Here is a 19,527-nt window from a genome sequence, read left to right as displayed (position 1 = left end):
TCGCTCCCACATGGATCTGCGGCGAACCGGGATTTTGAGATCACCCGACACCTCTGTAGGAGTGAGCCTGCTCGCGAAAGCGCTGGGTCAGGCAATGAAGATGTTGCCTGACCGGACGCCATCGCGAGCAGGCTCACTCCCACTTGGATTTGTGGTGAACCGAGATATTGTGAACACCCGCCCCCCCCCTGTAGGAGTGAGCCTGCTCGCGAAAGCAGTGGGTCAAGCAATGAAGATGTTGAATGACTGGACGCTATCGCGAGCAGGCTCGCTCCCACATGGATCTGCGGCGAACCGGGATTTTGAGATCACCCGACACCTCTGTAGGAGTGAGCCTGCTCGCGATAGCGGTGGGTCAGGCTATGAAGATGTTGAATGACTGGACGCTATCGCGAGCAGGCTCACTCCTACAGGGGATCTGTGGTGCATTCACTAGCAACCCTTCAGTGCCTGCTTGTGCGCATACATCGCCCCATCCGCATCCGCCAGCAAGCGATCCACGGTCTCGTGGCGTTTGGCGTCGTATTCAATCTGCCCGACGCTGAAGCGAATCGCATAGCCCCGGTGCAGCGTGGCATTACGCTCTTCGAGGATTTCCTTGAGCCGCGCCATGATCGTCGTGGTTTCGATATGGCTCGACCCCGTCAGCAGCGCAACAAACTCATCCCCGCCCAAACGCCCGACCACATCGCTTTCGCGAAAGGCAATGCGCAGCACGTCGGCGAAAGTCTTCAGCGCACTGTCACCCTCGGCATGCCCATACAGATCGTTGATCTGTTTGAAGTCATTGAGATCGAAAAACAGCAACGTCGCGGGCCGATCAAGCCGGGCGCAGGCGTCCAGCGCATGCTGGGCCAACTGCTTGAAACCGCGGCGATTGGACAGCAGCGTCAGCTCGTCCATGCTCGCCATCTGCACAGCCGTCAGCTCTTGCTCGGCCATTTCCGCCAGGTCGCGCAACAACGCGCGCTCTTCATCGTCGAGTTCGCGGGGTTTGGTGTCGATCAGACACAGCGTGCCCATTTTATTGCCGTTGGGCACGGTCAATGGGTAACCGGCGTAGAAGCGGATATTCGGCGCACCAGTGACCAGCGGATTGTCATGAAAGCGCACATCCTCACGGGCATCGGGCACCAGCAGGAGTTCGTTCTGCAGTATCGCGTGGCCGCAGAACGAAACATCCCGTGGCGTTTCAGTGGCATCCAGGCCGACACAGGACTTGAACCACTGACGATCCTTGTCGACCAGCGTCACCAGTGCAATCGGCACGTTGAACAGGCGCTTGGCCAGCCGTGTCAGTCGGTCGAACCGCTCCTCCGGCGCCGAGTCAAGCAGGTCAAGGCCGTGCAGCGCTTGAAGACGTTTATCCTCATTGGCGGGTTTTCCAGGAACCAGCATTCGCACACTCCGTTGGCATCAATGCTCTTCAGCGTAGCGTTAAATCCGCGTGAGTTCTTCTCATCAGATCCCCGCCACCGGACATGGCCCGCCGGCATCGGCCCACAGCTTGAATTGCGCGACGAAAATATCGTGCGGCACCGGCACGGGCGCGCGCCCTGCTCCGGGGTTCCAGCCCCACAGCACCAGTTTGTCTTCGCTGACGTGTTTGATCAGCGCGGCAAAATCGCGATCGCCGTTGCTGGAGCGATCCTTGATCATCGCGCAGAGTTTGTCCGCTGGCAGGCCGATCCAGGCCATTTTGTGCGCCGCCGGTGGCAGGCTCCAGTGCGGTGCCCCCGGTGGCGCATGGGGGCCGTAACTGGCGGGCGGATTGTTTTCCGCGTGACAGGTCGCGCACGGCAAACCGGCGGCGCCCTTGCCGTCCATGCCGCGCACCACGTTCATCGCATGGGGAATGCCGGCGTCGAACTGCAGCGGCGCATCCCCGGGAATGTGGCAGTTCTGGCAACGCGGGCTCTGGAAGACTTTCTGCACCGTACCAAAGGCTTTCAAGGCTTCCTGATCATCGGCAAACAGGTCCGAGGCATAACCGCCCAGTCCCAACAGAATCACCGTGCCCAACACTAGATGTCGTTTCATCTCACACCCCCGACAGTTGCAGCGGCAACTCACGCAGACGTTGCCCGGTCAGGGCGAACACGGCGTTGGCCACGGCTGGCGCGGTCGGCGGCACACCGGCCTCGCCGATGCCGCCGGGTTTGTCGCTGCTCGGCACAATATGCACCTCGACCACCGGCATCTCGTTGAGCCGCAGCACCTGATAATCGTGATAGTTGGATTGCACCACCGCGCCGTCCCTGAGCGTCAGTTTGCTGTGCAGCGCCATGCCCAGGCCGAAGGTGATGCACGACTCCATCTGCGCAGCGATGCTCTGCGGGTTCACCGCAATCCCGCAGTCCACGGCGCAAACCACCCGATGCACGCGAATCTTCAGATTGTCCTGCGACACCTCGGCGACCTGGGCGACGTAGCTGCCGAATGATTCGTGTACCGCCACGCCGAGGCTATGGCCATCCGGCAGCGGCGCTTTCCAGTTGGCTTTTTCAACCGCCAGATTGAGCACACCCAGATGCCGAGGATGATCCTTGAGCAACGTTCGTCGGTATTCGACCGGATCCTTGCCGGCCGCCGTGGCCATTTCATCGATCAGCGATTCCATGACAAACGCCGTGTGGCTATGGCCTACCGAGCGCAACCACAGCACATTGATCCCGGTCTGCGGCGAATGCAGATCGACCTGATGATTGGCCAGGCCTTTGACGTAAGGGCTGTCAGAGACGCCTTCGACCGACGTCGCGTCAACGCCGTTCTTGACCATGGTTTTTTCCAGCATGGTGCCGGCCATGATCGACTGCCCGACCAACACATGCTGCCAACTCGACGGCAAACCATCCGCGCCCAAACCGATCTTGGCCTGGTGCAGGAACATCGAGCGGTAGTAACCGCCGCGAATATCGTCTTCCCGCGACCACACGGTTTTCACCGGCATGGCGGCGGCTTTCGCCACTTGCACCGCTTCGGCGACAAAGTCTGACGTCGGATTGGCCCTGCGTCCAAAACCACCGCCAAGAAATTCCGTGTGGATTTCGACCTGCTCCGGCTTCAGCCCGGTGATCTTGCCGGCGACCATTTGATCGAGCGTCTGAAACTGCGTACCGGTCCAGATCTCGCATTTCTCGGCGCTGATCTTCACCGTGCAATTGAGCGGTTCCATCGGCGCGTGAGCCAGATATGGCACGCTGTACTCGACATCGATTTTCTTCACCGCTTTACCGAAGTTGCCCTTCGCGTCGCCGGCCTGACTGGCAGATATGCCTGGCGTGGCGGCCAGTTTGCGGAAACGTGCCAGCAATTTTTCGCTGCTCAGATCGGCATGCGGGCCGAGATCCCAATCGATCTTCAGCGCATCACGGCCCAGTTTCGCCGCCCAGTAATGATCAGCGATCACCGCAACGCCTGTCGGCACTTGCAGCACTTTGTGCACGCCCGGGACCGCCAGCGCCTCAGCACCTTCGAAGGATTTCACACTGGCGCCGAACACCGGTGCACGGGCGACCATCGCAGTCATCAAACCTTCAAATTGCACGTCCATGCCGAACTTGGCGCGGCCGGTGATTTTTTCCGGCGTGTCGAGGCGTTTGGTCGGTTTGCCAATGACTTTCCAGTCCTTGGCTTCCTTGAAAGTGATCGACTTCGGATCCGGCACCGGCAGTTGCCCGGCGGCATCTGCCAGCTCGCCATAAGTCGCACGTTTATCACCGGCAATAACCACGCCCGATTCGGTGCGAATCGTCGATGGCGCCACTTCAAAGCGTTTCGCCGCCGCCTCGACCAGCATCTGCCGCGCGGTCGCGCCTGCCAGCCGATAACGGTCGAACTCCATCCACGTCGACGTCGAGCCGCCGGTAATCTGCATGCCGCCAAACCCCGGCATGCCGTAATCCGCCGCTGACGCCGGCGAGTGTTCGACGCGGATCTTCGACCAATCCGCGTCCAGTTCCTCGGCAATCAACATGGTCAGGCCGGTCCAGATGCCCTGGCCCATCTCCGAATGCCCGAGCAACACGGTGACGCTGTTGTCCGCCGCGATGCGCAAAAACGCATTCGGTGCAAACACCTTGCCTTCGTTCTCGGCGGCATAGGCAAACTTGTGGCCGCCGGGGACGACAAACGCCACCACCAGCCCGCCGCCCAACACGGCACTGCCTTTGAGAAAACCCCGACGCGATACAGGACTGTTCATCGTCTATCTCCCCGCAAAATCAGCCGATTTCCGAAGCACGCTTCACTGCCGCACGAATGCGCGGATAGGTGCCGCAGCGGCAGATATTGCCGGAGAGCGCCTGATCGATATCGCTGTCGGTGGGTTTGGGGATTTTCGCCAGCAAGGCGGCGGCCGACATGATCTGCCCCGACTGGCAGTAACCACACTGCACCACGTCGAGTTCGGCCCAGGCTTGCTGCACCGGGTGCGAGCCGTCGGTGGACAGGCCTTCGATGGTGAGGATTTTCTGCCCGTGGGCCACGGCGGTCGCGGGCGTGATACAGGCGCGTAATGGCGCCCCGTCAACGTGCACGGTGCAGGCCCCGCACTGGGCCATGCCACAGCCGAATTTGGTGCCGGTCAGGTGCGCGACATCGCGCAGGACCCAGAGCAACGGCATGTCCGCGGGGACATCGAGCTCCTGATCCTTGCCATTGATATTCAAGGTCAGCATCGGGGGATTTCCTCAGACTCACGGTGTTCTGAAGGGGCGCCGCTGTGGCCATCAATGCCTACGCGCGCCTCGGCTTATCCCTTTCAGCAAAGCCTAATTTGCGCACGAAGCCAGACGTTGCGACCACCGGTCATGCAGATGTCGACTTTAATCCTACAGTTGATAACGGCTCGCACTGAGCCAGCGCAGCAGAAATCCATCCTGAGCAAAACGGTCCGCGCTTGCCGCGCGGGTTATCCATCACATTGGTCTGGAGTCGCGAACATGGGATTTGTCACCACCAAAGACGGCGTCGAAATCTTCTACAAAGACTGGGGCCCGAAAGACGCGCCGGTGATCCACTTCCACCACGGCTGGCCGCTCAGCTCGGACGACTGGGATGCGCAGATGCTGTTCTTCCTCGGCAAAGGCTTCCGGGTGGTTGCCCATGATCGGCGTGGGCACGGGCGTTCGAGCCAGGTCTGGGATGGCCACGATATGGATCATTACGCCGACGATACGCTGGCGGTGGTCAATCATTTGGGGCTGAAGAACGTCGTGCATGTCGGTCACTCGACCGGTGGCGGTGAGGTGATTCATTACATTGCCCGGCATGGTCAGGCCAACGTCGCCAAAGGTGTGCTGATCAGTGCGGTGCCACCGTTGATGGTGCAGACCGAGAGCAATCCGGGTGGGCTGCCGAAATCGGTGTTCGATGACTTTCAGGCGCAGTTGGCGGCGAACCGGGCGCAGTTCTATCGGGATATTCCGACAGGGCCTTTTTATGGCTACAACCGGCCCGGGGCCACGCCATCGGAAGGGATTATTGCCAACTGGTGGCGTCAGGGCATGATCGGCGGCGCAAAAGCCCATTACGATGGGATCGTCGCGTTTTCGCAGACGGATTTCACCGAGGACTTGAAGAAGGTCACGGTGCCGGTGCTGGTGATGCATGGCGAGGATGATCAGATTGTGCCGTATGCGAACTCGGGACCGTTGTCGGCCAAGTTGCTGCCCAATGGCACATTGAAATCGTATCCGGGGTTCCCGCACGGGATGCCGACGACGGAGGCCGAAACGATCAACGCGGATCTTTTAGCCTTTATTCGCGGCTGAGTTGAGCGGCAGCCATACACTCCCCCTGTGGGAGCGAGCCTGCTCGCGAATGCAATCTGTCAGTTGAACTTGAGCTGAATGACCCACCGCTTTCGCGAGCAGGCTCGCTCCCACAAGGGGGATGTGATTGGGCTCACGTCCATTATTCTTCTGTGCGACTTGTGCTTTCACGATCACGCTCGTAGTGGTGAGCCAATGGCAGCGCCGGTAGCCACGACTCACGCCGAATGGTCCAGAGTTCGTAAGTGGGTTTGAACTGATTAGGCTCATCGAGCGATCCGACGTTGACCTCCACTTCATCTGCCGAACGCGTGTACACCGGAGAGCCGCAGCGCGGGCAGAAAAAGCGCCCGTTGAAGTCGCGGGTTTCGCCGGTGACTTTCAGCGCATCCTCGGGAAATATTGCCGAGGTGTGAAAGAGCGTGCCGTGACGTTTGCGGCAGTCGAGGCAGTGGCAGATGCCGACGCGGTAGGGCTGACCAGTCACTTCGAAACGGACATCGCCGCATAGGCAACCGCCGGTCAATCGATTCATGTCGCACCTCCTCTTCAGTATTTGAAATTACCGACAGCCCTCACCCTAACCCTCTCCCAGAGGTAGAGGGAACTGACCGCGCTGTATGTGCAAGTTGCACCGACTTGAAATACCGAGTCGAACTCAGGTTTGAAGAGCACAAAGATCGGCTCCCTTTCCCCCTCGCCCCTTGGGGGAGAGGGAACTGACCGCGCTGTATGTGCAAGTTGCACCGACTTGAAATACCGAGTCGAACTCTGGCCTGGAAGTACATGGAGATCTGCTCCCTTCCCCCTCGCCCCCTTGGGGGAGAGGGCTGGGGTGAGGGGGGAAAATCTCACAGACTCACGCAAAACCGAAAGCCGCCACCAACCGGCATTGCTCATGTGTAAACGTCATCCGGTTACGGCGTTTAAAGCACACAATCCGTTACGCCATCCTCCCTACAACACCTTGCGTCGTTACCTACGCGTACGCCAGAATCCGCCGGCTTACACGGCTATGGGCCGGGCTATATCGTTGGCCTGTCACTGCAAAACAGTGATCGGGTTTGGTAGCCCGTCTGTAATAGCCGTGTGACAACACCCTGTGCTGTCTCTTTGTGGAGGCTCAGTTCAATGGTAGTCATGCGTGGGGCTCACTCGTGAGCGCCGGGTTCCTATTGCAGCCGGTCTACCAACCCGCGTATGGCCACCACCCACTCGTTTGGTAGCGAGAGTGATGGCTCCTTAAACTGCGATAGGAGTTTCATCCATGTTCAAAATCACGCCAAATCCACCGCCCACCGACCCAATCCCTCACGACCCCTCGCTCAACCCGCAAAAGGTCAAAGAGGCAACCGACCGCGCCCTCGACTACTACCTGCGACCCGAAGCACTCGGCGCTCCACCAAGCTCGCCAAAGTTTCGCCCCGTCTACCTCGTCGACCCCACGCTGGATGAAGAAACACTACTGGTCGAAGCCTGTGAGTCGCTTTCCTACGCCCACTCCATGGCCGGTAACATCGCCAACTCAATAGGCGGCCCGGAGCGCAAACCGCTGCTGGCGCTGCAACAGGTGATCATGCTGAACGAGCTGTTGGTCAACCATCTGCTGGACAAGCTGCGCATCCCGCAATAATCACCAGACCGAATAAGTGAGGGGTTACCCCCTCACTTTCGCGTTTGCCCCCTCTGTCGATTGATGAGCAGAACTCATCAAGCCATCCCGATTTACCCGTCTAGTCCCCACCAGTCACCTCGCTTAGTCTTCCCCCCACGCCCAATGGGAGATCGACATGCACAAGTACACACTCGGCATCCGTTCACTCGAAGTATCCGCCCTCGGCTTTGGCTGTATGGGCCTGAGCCATGGTTATGGCCCGACCACGGATACCCAGAGAATCGCAGAACCACAGTGGACGGAGCCTTTCACGATGGCCACTGACACACGCAGCAGCGCTGCCCTCCCCGCACTCATGGCGCTCTGCCTGAGCGTTGGCGCGATGTTCAGCCTTACCACCCAAGCAGCCGAGGCACCGAAATCCATGACCACCCCGCAAACCACCGCACAAGCCCTTTCGAGCAAACAACAGACGGTTCCACTGATTGCTGCATTCATGGCGACCAGCGACATGCCCAACCTCAACACGGCCCTCAACCAAGGACTCGACGCCGGCCTGACGATCAGCGAAGCCCGGGAAATTCTCGTGCAGCTCTACGCCTATGTGGGCTTCCCGCGCAGCCTCAATGCCTTGAATGAACTCATGACCGTGGTGCAGGCACGCAAACAACGCGGCATCGAAGATGCGCCGGGGCGTGAGCCGGGCCGGGCGATTCCAGTCGGGGATGAATTGCTGGCCGCCGGCACCGCGAATCAAACCAAGATCTCGGGCGCTCCGGTCAAAGGCCCGGTGTTCGAGTTCGCCCCGGTGATCAACCGGTTCCTGCAAACCCACCTGTTCGGCGACATCTTCGAGCGCGACAACCTCAACTGGCAAAGCCGCGAACTGGCCACTGTCGGAGCGCTGGCAGCGACCCCGGGCGTGGAACCGCAACTGCGCGCGCATATGGCGGCAAGCCTGCGCGTCGGGCTCAGCGCGGCACAGTTGAGCGAGGTCACTGAACAGCTGAAAAAGCACGGTGATGCGCAGACTGCCGAACGTGCGAATGCAGCGCTCAAGGAGGTTTTGGCGGCTTCGAAAAAATGACCTGAAAATGGAGCTGATATCGATGTCGTAAAGAAAATCGGCGTTCGGAGTTGTGGTGGATACGCTCATCTACAAGCCCTTGCCTGCGTTCAGCGTCCATACTGTGGTTTTTCAAAAGTCGGGACACCGCCATGCCCTCCCCCGAATCCAGCCTTCTACAGAGCTGGCACGACAACGCTGATGCCTGGATCGAGGTAATCCGCAGCGGCGCCATCGAAAGCCGTCAACAGGTGACCAATCAGGCAATTCTGCTGGCGATCATGGGCCGCCAGCCGCAGCGTGTGCTGGATCTGGGCTGCGGCGAAGGCTGGTTGTTGCGGGCGCTGGCGGACCTGGGCATTGCTGCGGTGGGCGTGGATGGTGATGCGACGCTGGTTGAAGCGGCGCGTCTGGCCGGTTCTCCAACCGTGCATGTCGCCGACTACGACTCGCTGGTCGAAGCCAAGGTTGATATCGGTTGTGACTTCGATTTGATCTGCGCGAATTTCTCACTGCTGCATCAGGACATTATTCCTCTACTGGCCGCGATGAATGTGCTGCTGGTTCCCGGTGGTGCGCTGGTGATTCAGACATTGCATCCATGGGCGGCAGCGGCAGGCGATTATCAGGATGGTTGGCGCGAAGAATCGTTCGCCGGGTTCAAAGGCCAGTGGCAGCCGATGCCGTGGTATTTCCGCACGTTGTCGAGCTGGTGCAATGCGCTGGACATGGCCGGCTTCCGCCTGATCAGCCTGCAGGAACCCCAACACCCACAAAGCCCGGTGCCGCAGGCGCTACTCATCGTCGCTGAGCGCCGCTGACTTTCAAAAACACCACCAATCATTGTAGGAGTGAGCCTGCTCGCGATCGCGGTGGGTCAGGCAATACAGATTCAGACTGTGCGGACGCCATCGCGAGCAGGCGAAGGCCTACAGGGGATTTGGGTTGACCTTGGATTTTAGATATACCACCGGACAGCGTAGGAGCCGAGCTGTTCCTATAAGGTCAGGCAGCTTGCGGGACCAGTCGTAGCCCGCGCAGGCGGTATTGCGCCAGCAGGCGCATGACGTAGCCGATCTTGATCAGGGTCGGGCCGAGGATGGTCAGCGCATGCATCGCCACCTGCAGGGCAATCGGCATGGGGCCGCTGTAGAGGTAGGCGCCAAAGATGCCGGCCAGCAACATGATCAGGCCGACGACGAGGACTTTGCTCGACAGATGCAGAACGTGCAGCGGGCTTTTGAAGAAGGTGAACATGGTGGCGTACTCCTGATCGGCTCGATGGGTACGTTAAGTACTTCAAATCCTGTGCCAGCTTTTTAAGCCAGTGAAACCGGGCACCCGCACTGCAAAGAGTCAATTTGACACAGAAAGAAGCAGGTCATTTTGACTCGACACAAAGTCATTACGACCACATCTCACAAAAATCTCGTACACGACGGCTAAAAGCAAACCAATATCATTTGCACACTATCCTGCCTTTTGTTTTAATCGCGACCCATTCCCATTTAGACCGGTCACGGTCGTTCTGGACGCTTGCTCTAATGACGGTCGCCGACTCCTCACTTGTGCAGAATCTCTACCTCAGCCACCACCGCTGGCTGCACGAGCTATTGCGTCGACGCCTGAGCAACGCAATGGATGCCGCCGACCTCGCCCATGACACCTTCATCCGCGTGCTCAAGCGCCCGCAAATCTTCACTGATGAGGTTCACGAGCGCTCACATCTGGCAACCATTGCCCGCGGTTTGTGCGTCGATCACTGGCGCCGTCGGCAACTGGAACAGACCTGGCTGGACACCCTCGCCAGCCGCCCGCCAGCCTTGCAGCCCTCCCCCGAGCAGCAGGCGATCATCGTTGAAACCCTGCACGAGGTAGATGCCATGCTTCAGCGTCTGCCACAGCGGGTCAGTGAGGCGTTCATTCTTGCGCAGTTGCACGGCATGCCTTACCGATTGATCGCCGAACAGATCGGCGTCAGCGAGCGGATGATCAAAAAATACCTCGCCCAAGCGATGATGCATTGCGCGATTCTTGAGGCCGAACTCGACGGCCTGCTGATTGAGTAACGCCATGAACAAACTCAGCCACGCCAGCCTTGAGCAGGCGGCGCACTGGTACGTGCAATTGCATGACGCGCCGGTCGCCGATCAGGAACAGCTGCGCTGGCAGGCATGGCTGGCACAAAGCCCTGAGCATCAGGCGGCCTGGAGCTATGTCGAACGCGTCGGCCAAAGGTTCGCGCCACTGCAAAGCGACAGCGAAACTCACGCCATCAGCCACGCCTTGCGGACCAGCAGTCGCACCTCGATCAGTCGCCGACAATCGCTCAAGGGCCTGCTGATTGTTGCCGCGACCGGGCTGACCGGTTTGGCCGCCTGGCGCAGCACACCGCTGATCGAACGGCTGAGTGCCGACCTGTCCACCGGCACTGGCGAAACCCGCGAAACGACACTGAGCGATGGCAGCCGGATCTGGCTCAATGCGTTGAGCACGCTGAATGTGCATTTCGACGCGACGCGCCGCTTGCTGCTGCTGCGCGCCGGCGAAGTGCTGATCGACACCGCCAGGGATCCAGGCCGGGCTTTTCTGGTGGACACCGAACATGGCCGGATGCGCGCATTGGGCACGCGCTTCAGCGTCTGCCAGAACGATCGCAACACCCTGCTCAACGTTTATGAAGGCGCCGTCGAAGTACGCAACCAGCAAGGCCAGACTCAAGTGGTTGAGGCCGGCCAGCAATTGACATTCAGCATGGCTCGATTGGGTACCGCAACCACGGCCAGCCCGTCACGCGAAGCTTGGCGCCAAGGGCTGCTGCTGGCGGATAACCTGCCGCTGGGTGAGCTGATCGAAGAGCTCAGCCGCTACCGTCCAGGGCATTTGCATTGCGATCCGGCCGTGGCCGACTTACCAGTGATGGGTTCGTTCCCGCTCAAGGATACCGATCAGGCCTTGCGCCTGCTCGAAGCGGCATTGCCGATTCGCGTCGACAAGACTTTCAACTGGTGGGTTAGCGTCGGACCGAAAACCTGAGGTTTTTTTCACTTCACGGTTCCCTTTTCGCGCGTTCATTCGGTTAACCCATAACAGCCCGCACTTCGTTGCTCGCGCCCCGGAAAACTGCATGTTGCGCTGCCCCCTCGCCCGCCCCCGTTTCGCCTTGGCCTTGGCATTTGCCGTGCCAGGGCTGAGTGCGTCGATTGCGCAAGCAGAGGCGCAGAAGCAGCATTATTCGGTCGCTGCCGGCTCACTGGCTTCAGCGCTTAACCGCTTCGCGCAACAGAGCGGCGTGTTCATCGCCGGCCACAACGACTTGGCCGCCGACAAGCGCAGCCCCGGTCTTCACGGCGAATACTCCGCGCAACAAGCCCTGAAAATTCTTCTCAAGGGCAGCGGCCTGCAAGCCCAGCCACAAAGTGGCGGCGGTTATGTCTTGCGCAGCGCAGCCACTGCAGAACCGCTGCAACTGGACGCCACCACCATCAACGGCAAAACCCTCGGTGCCATCAGCGAAGACACCCACGCCTACACCACCGGCCAGACCTCTTCCGCCACCGGCCTGGCGCTGTCCCTGCGCGAAACCCCGCAATCGATCAGCGTGATCACTCGCCAGCAACTCGACGATCAAGGCGCCACCGGCATCGCCGACGTGCTGCGCCGCGCGCCGGGCATCAGTGTGCAGAACTACGACAGTGAGCGTTGGGAGTTTTCCAGCCGTGGCGCGCCGATCACCAATTTCCAGTACGACGGGGTCAATACCGACTACGACGGCGTCTACGATTACGGCACCACCAGCACCGACATGGCGACGTTCGATCGGGTCGAAATCATCAAGGGTGCCACTGGCCTGATGACCGGTTCAGGCGATCCCTCTGCCACGGTCAATCTGATCCGCAAACGCCCGACGCAAGCTTTCAAGGCATCACTGAGCGGCAGCGTCGGCTCATGGGACAACTACCGCAGCGAGACCGACGTCTCCGGCCCGTTAACCACGAGCGGCAACCTGCGTGCGCGCTTCGTTGGCGTCCATCAGGAACGCAGCGCCCACGCCGATCATTACCAGAACAGCAAGGACATCGCCTACGCCATCGTCGAAGCCGATCTGACCCCGGACACCCTGCTGACCGTAGGTTTCGATCAGCAGAACACCCGCTCACGCGGCGCCAGCTGGACCGGTTTCCCAATGTTCTACAGCGACGGTACGCGGACTCGTTTCCCGCGCTCGTTCAACCCGGCGACCGACTGGAGCCGCAGGGATTTCAGCAATCAGACGCTGTTCGCCGCCCTCACCCGGCAACTGCAAAGCGACTGGACGCTGAAGCTCAGCTACGACCGCAAACACCGCGAGCACGACACCCTGCTCGGCTCCGCCAGTGGCGGCAATCCGGATCCGCTGACGGGCGACGGCATGTTCCTGTACATGGGCAAATTCAAGGGTGACGAAGTGCAGGACAATGTCGATCTCAACCTCGGCGGGCCGTTCAGCCTGTTCGGGCGCGAGCATCAGATGATCGTCGGGTTCATGTCGATGAACACCCGTCAGGACAACCCTGTGTACGGCTCGGTTTATCCGGCGCTGAACGCCAGCATTTTCGACTGGCACGGCGAGTTCGCCAAACCCGACATCCCGCAGATCGGCACCGACGCCATCAGCCAACGCCAGACCGGCGCGTACGTATCGACGCGCTTGAAGGCCAGCGACGATCTGGCGCTGATCCTCGGCGCACGTGTCAGTGATTTCAGCGCCAGCGACCACCTCGACTATCACGACCCGAACACCGCCAATGTCCGCGAGGGCTATCGCCAGACCGGCGTGGTTACACCCTACGCCGGTGCGGTCTACGACCTCGACGACACGTACTCGCTGTACACCAGCTACACGCGCATCTATCAACCGCAACTGAGCAAGGACGCCGCGCGCCAGTTGCTCGACCCGGTGCAAGGCGACAGCTATGAAGCGGGGATAAAAGCCGAATACTTCGAGGGCCGGCTCAACGCCAGTCTTGCCGTGTTCCGCATCGAGCAAAACAACGTCGCCGAGCAAATCAGCGGCTTCGACACGCAGGCCGTGTACCGCGCCGTGCAGGGTGCAACGACCAAAGGTTTCGAATTCGAAGTGGCCGGCGAAATCGCTGACGGCTGGAATCTTTCTGCCGGTTACGCCTACAACCACACCCGCGATGCCGAGGGCAATCCGGTGTATGCCTCGATCCTGCAAACCACCGCGCCGGAGCAGTTGGTACGGCTGTTCAGCAGCTATCGCTTGCCCGGTGTCTGGCAGAATCTGACCCTGGGTGGCGGCATCAGTTGGCAGAGCGAATTTTTCGGCAACGTCTTTCAGCCCGATGCCGGCCAGAACGTACGCATCACTCAGGACAGCTATTACCTGGTCGATGCCATGGCACGCTACCGCTTCAGCGACCACCTGAGCACTACGCTCAACGTCAAAAACCTCTTCGACAAGACCTACTACACCGGACTCGGCAATTTCGGCACCGGGTTCTATGGCGAACCGCGCAGCCTGCAACTGACGGCGCGCTGGGATTTCTGATGAGCCGGCAACTTGTCGATCTACGGCGCTGCCAGTCGACCAAGGACTGTCTACGCTGATAGTCCAGCGTGTCTGACCTGCCGAGGATAACTGCCATGCAACGCTTTCAAAAACTCACGCCCTGCCTGTGGTTCGATGATCAGGCCGAAGCGGCGGCGAAGTTCTACTGCTCGATCTTCGATCACGCGAAAATCACCGGTCTGACCCATTACAGCAAGGTCGGTCAGGAATTTCACGGCAAGCCGGAAGGTGCGGTGATGACCGTCAGTTTCGAGCTCGATGGCCAGACGTTTACCGGCCTCAACGGTGGGCCGATGTTCAAGTTCAGCGAAGCTATTTCGTTTCAGGTCAATTGCCAGAACCAGGAAGAAGTCGACCATTTCTGGGGCAACCTGTCCGAGGGTGGCCCGGTCGAAGCCCAGCAATGCGGCTGGCTCAAAGACAAATTCGGTGTGTCGTGGCAAATCGTGCCGGTGGCGTTCATGCACATGATGCTGGACGCCGACACCAGCAAGTCGCAGCGGGCGATGCAGGCCATGTTCAAGATGAAAAAACTCGACATCGCCGAACTGGAACGAGCCTTTGCCGGCCAGAGCTAATACACTCGGGCGCTGGCCTGCCGGGAATAATCACAATGAAACACGCTGCCGCCAAAAACCCTGAAAAAGCCCCGCGCTTCTGGCGCGACGACGCCCTGCCCTTCATCGAAGCGCGGGCCATCGCCGATGGCCGCGAAGTCTGTTACGCCCGCCATTCCCACGCGCACTTCTCGATCGGTGCGATTACTGCCGGGCGCAGTACTTACGTGCACGAGCATGCGCAATTCGAGGTGGCGGCAGGGACGGTGGTGTTGATGAACCCCGGCGATGTGCACGCCTGCAATCCGATTGATGATCAGCCGTGGTCGTACGTGATGTTGTATGTCGAGACGCCGTGGCTGACGGATTTGCAGCATCAGTCGGGCTTTGCCAAGGATCTGGAATTTCGACCGTTCTCTGCCACGCACCTGCAGGATGCAGCGCTGTTTCACGACTTGATCGCGCTTTACCAAGTGCTGATCGACGAGCAACAGGATGTACTACGCAAGCAGAGCGCAGCGGTGGAGTTTTTCAGCGATCTGCAACTGCACCTGAACCCTGCCGGGCAAGTGTTGCGCGAACCTAATTTCAAACTTGAGCGCGCCGCAGAGTTCATCCGCGAACATTGCACCGACCTGCTCAGCCTCGATGACATCTGCGTCGCAGCGCAGCTGTCACCGTCGTACCTGATCCGCGCGTTCAAGCAGCATTACGGCATGACCCCGCATGCGTTTCTGGTCAATCAGCGCATCCAGTTCGCCCGCGAACGCCTGCGCAGCGGACAATTGATTGCCGATGTGGCGCTGGCGGCCGGGTTTGCCGATCAGGCGCACTTTCAGCGGGCCTTCAAACAGCATCTGGCCGCAACACCTGGGCAATATCGCGGCTGACCGATCCGCCACAAAGGTTGTGCCAGGGTCAGGTGAACAGCAGGTAGATCGCACTGACAGCCAGCAACAGCGCCATGCTCCGATTGAACCAGCGCATCCCCGCCGCGTTGCTCAGATACCCACGCAAAAACGTCCCGGCATACACCCAACAGCCGACCGACACATAGCAAATCACCAGATACACCGCCGCAAACTGCCAGACCAGCTGCGCCTCGCCATCCGCCACGAACGCGCCCATTCCCGCCACGCAGGCCAGCCACGCTTTCGGATTGAGCCACTGCATCACCGCGCCGTACAGCATCGACGGCGCCCGCGCGGCATCCTTGGCATTCAATTGCCCGTCGTCAGTGGCCAGTTTCCAGGCCATGAACAGCAGAAACGCCACCCCGGCCAGTTGCACCACGCGGGTCATGAACGGCCACAGTTGCAGAACCTCGTGCAGGCCCAGGCCCATCAACACCAGCAACAACACAAACCCCAATGTTGCCCCGGCGACATGCCGCTGGCTGGCGCGGAAGCCGAACTGCGCCCCCGAACTCAACGCCACGATATTCACCGGCCCCGGCGTGATCGACGCCGCCAACGCAAACGCCGCCATCGAAACAATCAGACTCATCGCACACCTGCTTCAAATCGAGGAACAAGGTGCTCACGGTATCGAGCGCCCAATCCCCGGTATTGAAGAAAATGCCCCTGTGATCTGATCGTTCCCACGCTCTGCGTGGGAATGTAGCCCGGGACGCTCCGCGTCCCTTCCAGAGCCGAACGCAGAGCGTCCGTTGAGGCATTCCCACGCGGAGCGTGGGAACGATCAAAAGAAAATGCCCCTGTGATCCTGATCGTTCCCACGCTCTGCGTGGGAATGTAGCCCGGAACGCTCCGCGTCCCTTCCAGAGCCGAACGCAGAGCGTACGTTGAGGCATTCCCACGCGGAGCGGGGGAACGATCAGATCAACAGATCGCAGCCTGCGGCAGGTCCTGCAGGGGTCAGTCGAGGCGTGGCACGGTGAAGCGGAATTCGCTGCCCTGCCCCGGCTCACTCTCGGCGACGATCCGGCCGCCGTGGGCTTCGACGATGCCTTGGGTGATGTACAAACCTAAGCCGGTGCCGTTGGGATTGCCTTCCTTTACCGTCCAGTAACGGTCGAACACGTGCGGCAGGTGCTCTTTGGGGATGCCTTCGCCGCTGTCACGCACGGTGAAAACGATTTCATCGCCGACTGATTTGGCATGCACGCCGACGGTGCCCAGGCGCGGGGTGAACTTGATCGCGTTGCCGACCAGATTCGACAGCACTTGAAACAGCCGCTCCGGATCGGCGTGAATGCGCAAATCGGGATCAGCGGCAAAGGAAATGCTGATGTCCTTGTCCAGCGCCAGCGGTGCGAGCAGCGCCTGCGCTTCCTCGAACATCTGCCCGACGTCGAGTTTCTGCGGGGTGATGGAGTAGCGCCCGGCGTCAATCTTCGAGGTGTCGAGCAAGTCTTCGAGCAGCGTGTTCATGCGCCCGGCCGCCTGCTGCATGGTGTCGATCGCGGTGGAGATGCGCCGCGAGGTGTGCGGCCCATCGGAGCTGAACGCCTTCTGCAGCATGCCGCAGAGCATCGAGATTACTGTCATCGGGTTGCGCAGGTCGTGGGAGACCACCGCCACCAGTTCATCGCGGGCTCGCACGGCTTCCTGTTCGCGGCACACCTGGCGCGCCAGATCGTTTTCCAGCGCCGAACGACGCAGGTCGTTGGCGGCGAACAGATCGCCATGGCTCCACTTGGTGGAGATGCCGGCCATCTCGACTTTCCAGATTTCAAACGAGGTGCGCGGGCGCAGGCGCAAGCCGGCGTCGGAGTTTTCCAGGTCCAGTGGCTTGCGCGGATCACCGCTCCAGTTGATGTTCTCTTTGACCTCGGGGCGGAACCACAGCACGCCGTTGTCGACCGGTTTGGGCAGGCTCATGGCAAGCACGCCACTGGCCACTTGCTGATACTCCGCGGCCGGTGGATACACGCTGGCCAGATTATGACTGGCGAACACCGGCTCGCCGCTGTCCTGCAGCCACTTGTGCAGGGCGCGGATCTGCGCAGGCTCCGGGCAGTTGCCGTAACGGTGCAATTGGTTGTCTTCAATGATCGCGATACCGCCGGCGTTGTTCAGCGCCATAAGCACTTGCGGCTGGTTGGCCAGGCCATCGAAAACGTTTTGCGGCGAATCGATCATCGCTTGATTGAGCAGAGCCAGCGCCTCGACTTTTTCTTCACGCTGACGGCTGATTTCCAGCGCTTCCATCGCGCTGATCTGCAGCGACAGTACCTGGCCGATGGTCTGGCACGCCGCGCGCAATTCATGCGGCACGTGCAGCGGCTGACGGTTGCCGCAACTGATCAGGCCCCAGAGCTTGTCGCCCTTGAGCAGCGAGATACTCATCGACGAAAGCACGCCCATGTTCTTCATGTACTGACAGTGGATCGGCGACACGCTGCGCAGGGTGGCAAAACTCAAATCCAGCGGTGTGTCGGTGTCCGGGCGCAGCTTCGGCAGCAACGGCACTGGCTGGTAATCGGCATTGGGGATGATCCGCAGCCAATTGGTCCGATACAACTCGCGGGCCTGCTCGGGAATGTCCGAGGCTGGAAAGAACAGACCGTTGAACACTTCCATCGACGGGTCGGACGCTTCGGCGATCACCTGGCCGTGTCCCTCCTCTTCGAAGCGATAGATCAGCACCCGGTCGTAACCGGTCATGGCCTGGATTTCCTTGACGCTGATGTCGTACAGCGCCTGCAACGAGGTGGCCGCGTGCAGACGCTGGAGCATGCGCCCCAGATGGGTCTGGTTGCCGGCGACATTGCGTGGCTGGAAGTTTTCGACGTGGATTTCCAGCTCCAGAATCAGCACGCCCTGATGCCGGTGCAGCAAGCCATCGAACGCCGTGTCATTGAGGCGAAAGTGCAGCGGCGGCGTGTCGGACAACGCCGGCTGCAGCAAGGCTTCGCGCACTTGCGCGGCCTCGGCGTCGCCGATCAGTTGCGCCAGTGGCTGGCCGATCAGTCCGAGCGGCTCCCGGTCCAGCAGGGCTGCAACGTTGGCGCTGACCTGAACGATCTCCAGCGCAGGCTCACTCAGGGTCAGCAGCAAACCGTGGGGCTGGATCGCGCCCGGGAAGCGAATCGGCTCGTCGGCACAGTTGGCCAGCAGTTCTTCAAAGGCTTCTTTGTCTTGCGGGGTCATGCCAGTACCTCCCGGCTTTCGAGCCAGCGCTCGAAACAGCTGAATGTGGTGTGTGCGGCCGCAACCACGGCCTTGCGCTCGTCCGCATCCATCGGTCGACGGCTCAGGTATTCAATGAAATCGCGCCAGCGGCGACCAGTGGCGGCGCCATAGATATCGAGAAACGCCGCGCCATTGTCGGCTTCCAGGCCGAGTCGGCTGGCGATTTCCCGGCGCAGGATCTGCCCGCCCAGCGTCGCACCTTCGAGCACATACAGTATGCCGAGGCAGCAAGCCGCGGAATTGATCAGGGGCAAGTCTTCACACTGTGGCAGACGTGCCAGCGCCTCGCGGCTCAAGCCCAGGGCATGCAGGTCGGCGCGCAAGGTTGGCGCCTTGAGTCGTGGCGTCAGATCAAAATCAGTGGGAATCGCGCCACTGCTCAGCAGCGCGTCTTCCAGCGGTAGATAGAAGCCGTAATAAGCCTGCATCAACTGCACAAATGCTGGGGTATCGAGAGTATCGGAGAAAAATGGAAGGCGTTTTTCCAGTGCGATGTGCAGTTCGGCAGTGCCGGCCCGCAGATCTTGCAGCACCGGTGGCACATAAACTTCACGGGCCTTTGCTTGCATGTAGATCGCTCTTGGTGGGGCCGCCTGGGGCCGTGCGGGATGTTTGAAACAGGGAGCAGAAACAGGGAGCAAATGGTACACGGCAATCGGTATTTCTGACCGGCTGGATAACTTTTTCTGACGAAACCACCTCCCTCTGACTGTTTCAGAGTTGCGCCGTCAGCAAAAAGTTCGACGGCGTTGTCCTGCACGGCCGGGCGCTGTACCGCGACAG

The 19,527-nt window shown here is 60.3% G+C and carries 18 protein-coding genes; 9 read left to right on the top strand and 9 right to left on the bottom strand.

All coding sequences use genetic code 11. The features are described from left to right. Positions 1 to 432: 432 nt before the first annotated feature. The 4 genes from CQ009_RS26655 to CQ009_RS26640 all read right to left on the bottom strand — a co-directional run bounded on the left by CQ009_RS26655 (position 433) and on the right by CQ009_RS26640 (position 4,679). Positions 433 to 1,398, bottom strand: a complete 966-nt coding sequence (locus tag CQ009_RS26655) for a sensor domain-containing diguanylate cyclase (protein ID WP_064390491.1) — start codon at positions 1,396 to 1,398, stop codon at positions 433 to 435. Positions 1,399 to 1,461: 63 nt separating this feature from the next. Then, the gene (locus tag CQ009_RS26650) at positions 1,462 to 2,040 is read right to left on the bottom strand and encodes a hypothetical protein (protein ID WP_064390492.1); all 579 of its coding nucleotides are present in this window, start codon (positions 2,038 to 2,040) and stop codon (positions 1,462 to 1,464) included. 1 nt (position 2,041) lies between these two features. Continuing rightward, positions 2,042 to 4,204: a xanthine dehydrogenase family protein molybdopterin-binding subunit gene (locus CQ009_RS26645; RefSeq protein WP_105709197.1), complete on the bottom strand. Its 2,163-nt coding sequence runs from the start codon at positions 4,202 to 4,204 to the stop codon at positions 2,042 to 2,044. A 19-nt stretch (positions 4,205 to 4,223) separates the two neighbouring features. Further along, a complete protein-coding gene (locus tag CQ009_RS26640; protein WP_003224136.1) occupies positions 4,224 to 4,679 on the bottom strand; it encodes a (2Fe-2S)-binding protein in 456 nt (151 codons plus the stop codon). Positions 4,680 to 4,943: 264 nt separating this feature from the next. Here CQ009_RS26640 and CQ009_RS26635 point away from each other — a divergent pair, with 264 nt between their 5' ends. Then, positions 4,944 to 5,774 carry an alpha/beta fold hydrolase gene (locus CQ009_RS26635; protein ID WP_105709196.1) on the top strand — a complete coding sequence of 277 codons (831 nt, stop codon included), beginning with the start codon at positions 4,944 to 4,946 and terminating at the stop codon, positions 5,772 to 5,774. A 142-nt stretch (positions 5,775 to 5,916) separates the two neighbouring features. Here CQ009_RS26635 and CQ009_RS26630 read toward each other — a convergent pair whose 3' ends face one another. Beyond that, complete coding sequence (locus tag CQ009_RS26630; RefSeq protein ID WP_105709195.1) at positions 5,917 to 6,309, bottom strand: GFA family protein; 393 nt, start codon at positions 6,307 to 6,309, stop codon at positions 5,917 to 5,919. A gap of 732 nt (positions 6,310 to 7,041) precedes the next feature. Between CQ009_RS26630 and CQ009_RS26625 the strand changes: the two genes are divergently transcribed. The 3 genes from CQ009_RS26625 to CQ009_RS26615 all read left to right on the top strand — a co-directional run bounded on the left by CQ009_RS26625 (position 7,042) and on the right by CQ009_RS26615 (position 9,276). Next, entirely contained in the window at positions 7,042 to 7,407 is a 366-nt protein-coding gene (locus CQ009_RS26625; RefSeq protein ID WP_105709194.1) for a DUF6124 family protein, read from the top strand. Positions 7,408 to 7,564: 157 nt separating this feature from the next. After that, positions 7,565 to 8,476, top strand: a complete 912-nt coding sequence (locus CQ009_RS26620; protein ID WP_256585500.1) for a carboxymuconolactone decarboxylase family protein — start codon at positions 7,565 to 7,567, stop codon at positions 8,474 to 8,476. A 131-nt stretch (positions 8,477 to 8,607) separates the two neighbouring features. Beyond that, positions 8,608 to 9,276 (top strand): bifunctional 2-polyprenyl-6-hydroxyphenol methylase/3-demethylubiquinol 3-O-methyltransferase UbiG, encoded by a 669-nt coding sequence (locus CQ009_RS26615; protein WP_064390502.1) that lies wholly within the window; start codon positions 8,608 to 8,610, stop codon positions 9,274 to 9,276. A 184-nt stretch (positions 9,277 to 9,460) separates the two neighbouring features. Here the strand turns inward: CQ009_RS26615 and CQ009_RS26610 are convergent, their stop codons facing one another. After that, the gene (locus CQ009_RS26610) at positions 9,461 to 9,712 is read right to left on the bottom strand and encodes a transmembrane sensor/regulator PpyR (RefSeq protein WP_105709192.1); all 252 of its coding nucleotides are present in this window, start codon (positions 9,710 to 9,712) and stop codon (positions 9,461 to 9,463) included. A 287-nt stretch (positions 9,713 to 9,999) separates the two neighbouring features. Between CQ009_RS26610 and CQ009_RS26605 the strand changes: the two genes are divergently transcribed. From CQ009_RS26605 to CQ009_RS26585, 5 genes are all read left to right on the top strand, one after another. Continuing rightward, positions 10,000 to 10,524, top strand: a complete 525-nt coding sequence (locus CQ009_RS26605; protein ID WP_105709191.1) for a sigma-70 family RNA polymerase sigma factor — start codon at positions 10,000 to 10,002, stop codon at positions 10,522 to 10,524. A 4-nt stretch (positions 10,525 to 10,528) separates the two neighbouring features. Next, positions 10,529 to 11,491, top strand: a complete 963-nt coding sequence (locus tag CQ009_RS26600) for a FecR domain-containing protein (RefSeq protein ID WP_064390505.1) — start codon at positions 10,529 to 10,531, stop codon at positions 11,489 to 11,491. A gap of 91 nt (positions 11,492 to 11,582) precedes the next feature. After that, positions 11,583 to 14,009: a TonB-dependent siderophore receptor gene (locus CQ009_RS26595; protein ID WP_105709190.1), complete on the top strand. Its 2,427-nt coding sequence runs from the start codon at positions 11,583 to 11,585 to the stop codon at positions 14,007 to 14,009. Positions 14,010 to 14,104: 95 nt separating this feature from the next. Next, on the top strand, positions 14,105 to 14,608 hold the full coding sequence (locus CQ009_RS26590; protein ID WP_064390507.1) for a VOC family protein: 504 nt from the start codon (positions 14,105 to 14,107) through the stop codon (positions 14,606 to 14,608). A 35-nt stretch (positions 14,609 to 14,643) separates the two neighbouring features. Next, complete coding sequence (locus CQ009_RS26585) at positions 14,644 to 15,477, top strand: AraC family transcriptional regulator (protein WP_105709189.1); 834 nt, start codon at positions 14,644 to 14,646, stop codon at positions 15,475 to 15,477. 28 nt (positions 15,478 to 15,505) lie between these two features. Here CQ009_RS26585 and CQ009_RS26580 read toward each other — a convergent pair whose 3' ends face one another. From CQ009_RS26580 to CQ009_RS26570, 3 genes are all read right to left on the bottom strand, one after another. Further along, on the bottom strand, positions 15,506 to 16,093 hold the full coding sequence (locus tag CQ009_RS26580; RefSeq protein WP_064390509.1) for a LysE family translocator: 588 nt from the start codon (positions 16,091 to 16,093) through the stop codon (positions 15,506 to 15,508). Positions 16,094 to 16,464: 371 nt separating this feature from the next. Next, complete coding sequence (locus CQ009_RS26575) at positions 16,465 to 18,702, bottom strand: ATP-binding protein (RefSeq protein WP_105709188.1); 2,238 nt, start codon at positions 18,700 to 18,702, stop codon at positions 16,465 to 16,467. Further along, positions 18,699 to 19,313, bottom strand: coding sequence for a biliverdin-producing heme oxygenase (locus tag CQ009_RS26570; RefSeq protein ID WP_105709187.1), 615 nt, complete (start codon positions 19,311 to 19,313; stop codon positions 18,699 to 18,701). The genes CQ009_RS26575 and CQ009_RS26570 overlap by 4 nt, the downstream gene beginning before the upstream one ends. Positions 19,314 to 19,527: the final 214 nt, after the last annotated feature.

Origin of the sequence: Pseudomonas sp. MYb2, assembly GCF_002979955.1 — a bacterium.
In the GTDB taxonomy this organism is placed as follows: Bacteria; Pseudomonadota; Gammaproteobacteria; order Pseudomonadales; family Pseudomonadaceae; genus Aquipseudomonas.
This window is presented reverse-complemented; position numbering and strand designations above follow the sequence as displayed.

Excerpts from the sequence above, each read along its gene's own strand:
- CQ009_RS26630 (WP_105709195.1), bottom strand. The coding sequence starts at position 6,309 with ATGAATCGATTGACCGGCGGTTGCCTATGCGGCGATGTCCGTTTCGAA.
- CQ009_RS26580 (WP_064390509.1), bottom strand. The coding sequence starts at position 16,093 with ATGAGTCTGATTGTTTCGATGGCGGCGTTTGCGTTGGCGGCGTCGATC.
- CQ009_RS26570 (WP_105709187.1), bottom strand. The coding sequence starts at position 19,313 with ATGCAAGCAAAGGCCCGTGAAGTTTATGTGCCACCGGTGCTGCAAGAT.
- CQ009_RS26600 (WP_064390505.1), top strand. The coding sequence starts at position 10,529 with ATGAACAAACTCAGCCACGCCAGCCTTGAGCAGGCGGCGCACTGGTAC.
- CQ009_RS26625 (WP_105709194.1), top strand. The coding sequence starts at position 7,042 with ATGTTCAAAATCACGCCAAATCCACCGCCCACCGACCCAATCCCTCAC.
- CQ009_RS26640 (WP_003224136.1), bottom strand. The coding sequence starts at position 4,679 with ATGCTGACCTTGAATATCAATGGCAAGGATCAGGAGCTCGATGTCCCC.
- CQ009_RS26590 (WP_064390507.1), top strand. The coding sequence starts at position 14,105 with ATGCAACGCTTTCAAAAACTCACGCCCTGCCTGTGGTTCGATGATCAG.
- CQ009_RS26620 (WP_256585500.1), top strand. The coding sequence starts at position 7,565 with ATGCACAAGTACACACTCGGCATCCGTTCACTCGAAGTATCCGCCCTC.
- CQ009_RS26615 (WP_064390502.1), top strand. The coding sequence starts at position 8,608 with ATGCCCTCCCCCGAATCCAGCCTTCTACAGAGCTGGCACGACAACGCT.
- CQ009_RS26655 (WP_064390491.1), bottom strand. The coding sequence starts at position 1,398 with ATGCTGGTTCCTGGAAAACCCGCCAATGAGGATAAACGTCTTCAAGCG.
- CQ009_RS26585 (WP_105709189.1), top strand. The coding sequence starts at position 14,644 with ATGAAACACGCTGCCGCCAAAAACCCTGAAAAAGCCCCGCGCTTCTGG.
- CQ009_RS26575 (WP_105709188.1), bottom strand. The coding sequence starts at position 18,702 with ATGACCCCGCAAGACAAAGAAGCCTTTGAAGAACTGCTGGCCAACTGT.
- CQ009_RS26605 (WP_105709191.1), top strand. The coding sequence starts at position 10,000 with ATGACGGTCGCCGACTCCTCACTTGTGCAGAATCTCTACCTCAGCCAC.
- CQ009_RS26635 (WP_105709196.1), top strand. The coding sequence starts at position 4,944 with ATGGGATTTGTCACCACCAAAGACGGCGTCGAAATCTTCTACAAAGAC.
- CQ009_RS26650 (WP_064390492.1), bottom strand. The coding sequence starts at position 2,040 with ATGAAACGACATCTAGTGTTGGGCACGGTGATTCTGTTGGGACTGGGC.
- CQ009_RS26645 (WP_105709197.1), bottom strand. The coding sequence starts at position 4,204 with ATGAACAGTCCTGTATCGCGTCGGGGTTTTCTCAAAGGCAGTGCCGTG.
- CQ009_RS26610 (WP_105709192.1), bottom strand. The coding sequence starts at position 9,712 with ATGTTCACCTTCTTCAAAAGCCCGCTGCACGTTCTGCATCTGTCGAGC.
- CQ009_RS26595 (WP_105709190.1), top strand. The coding sequence starts at position 11,583 with ATGTTGCGCTGCCCCCTCGCCCGCCCCCGTTTCGCCTTGGCCTTGGCA.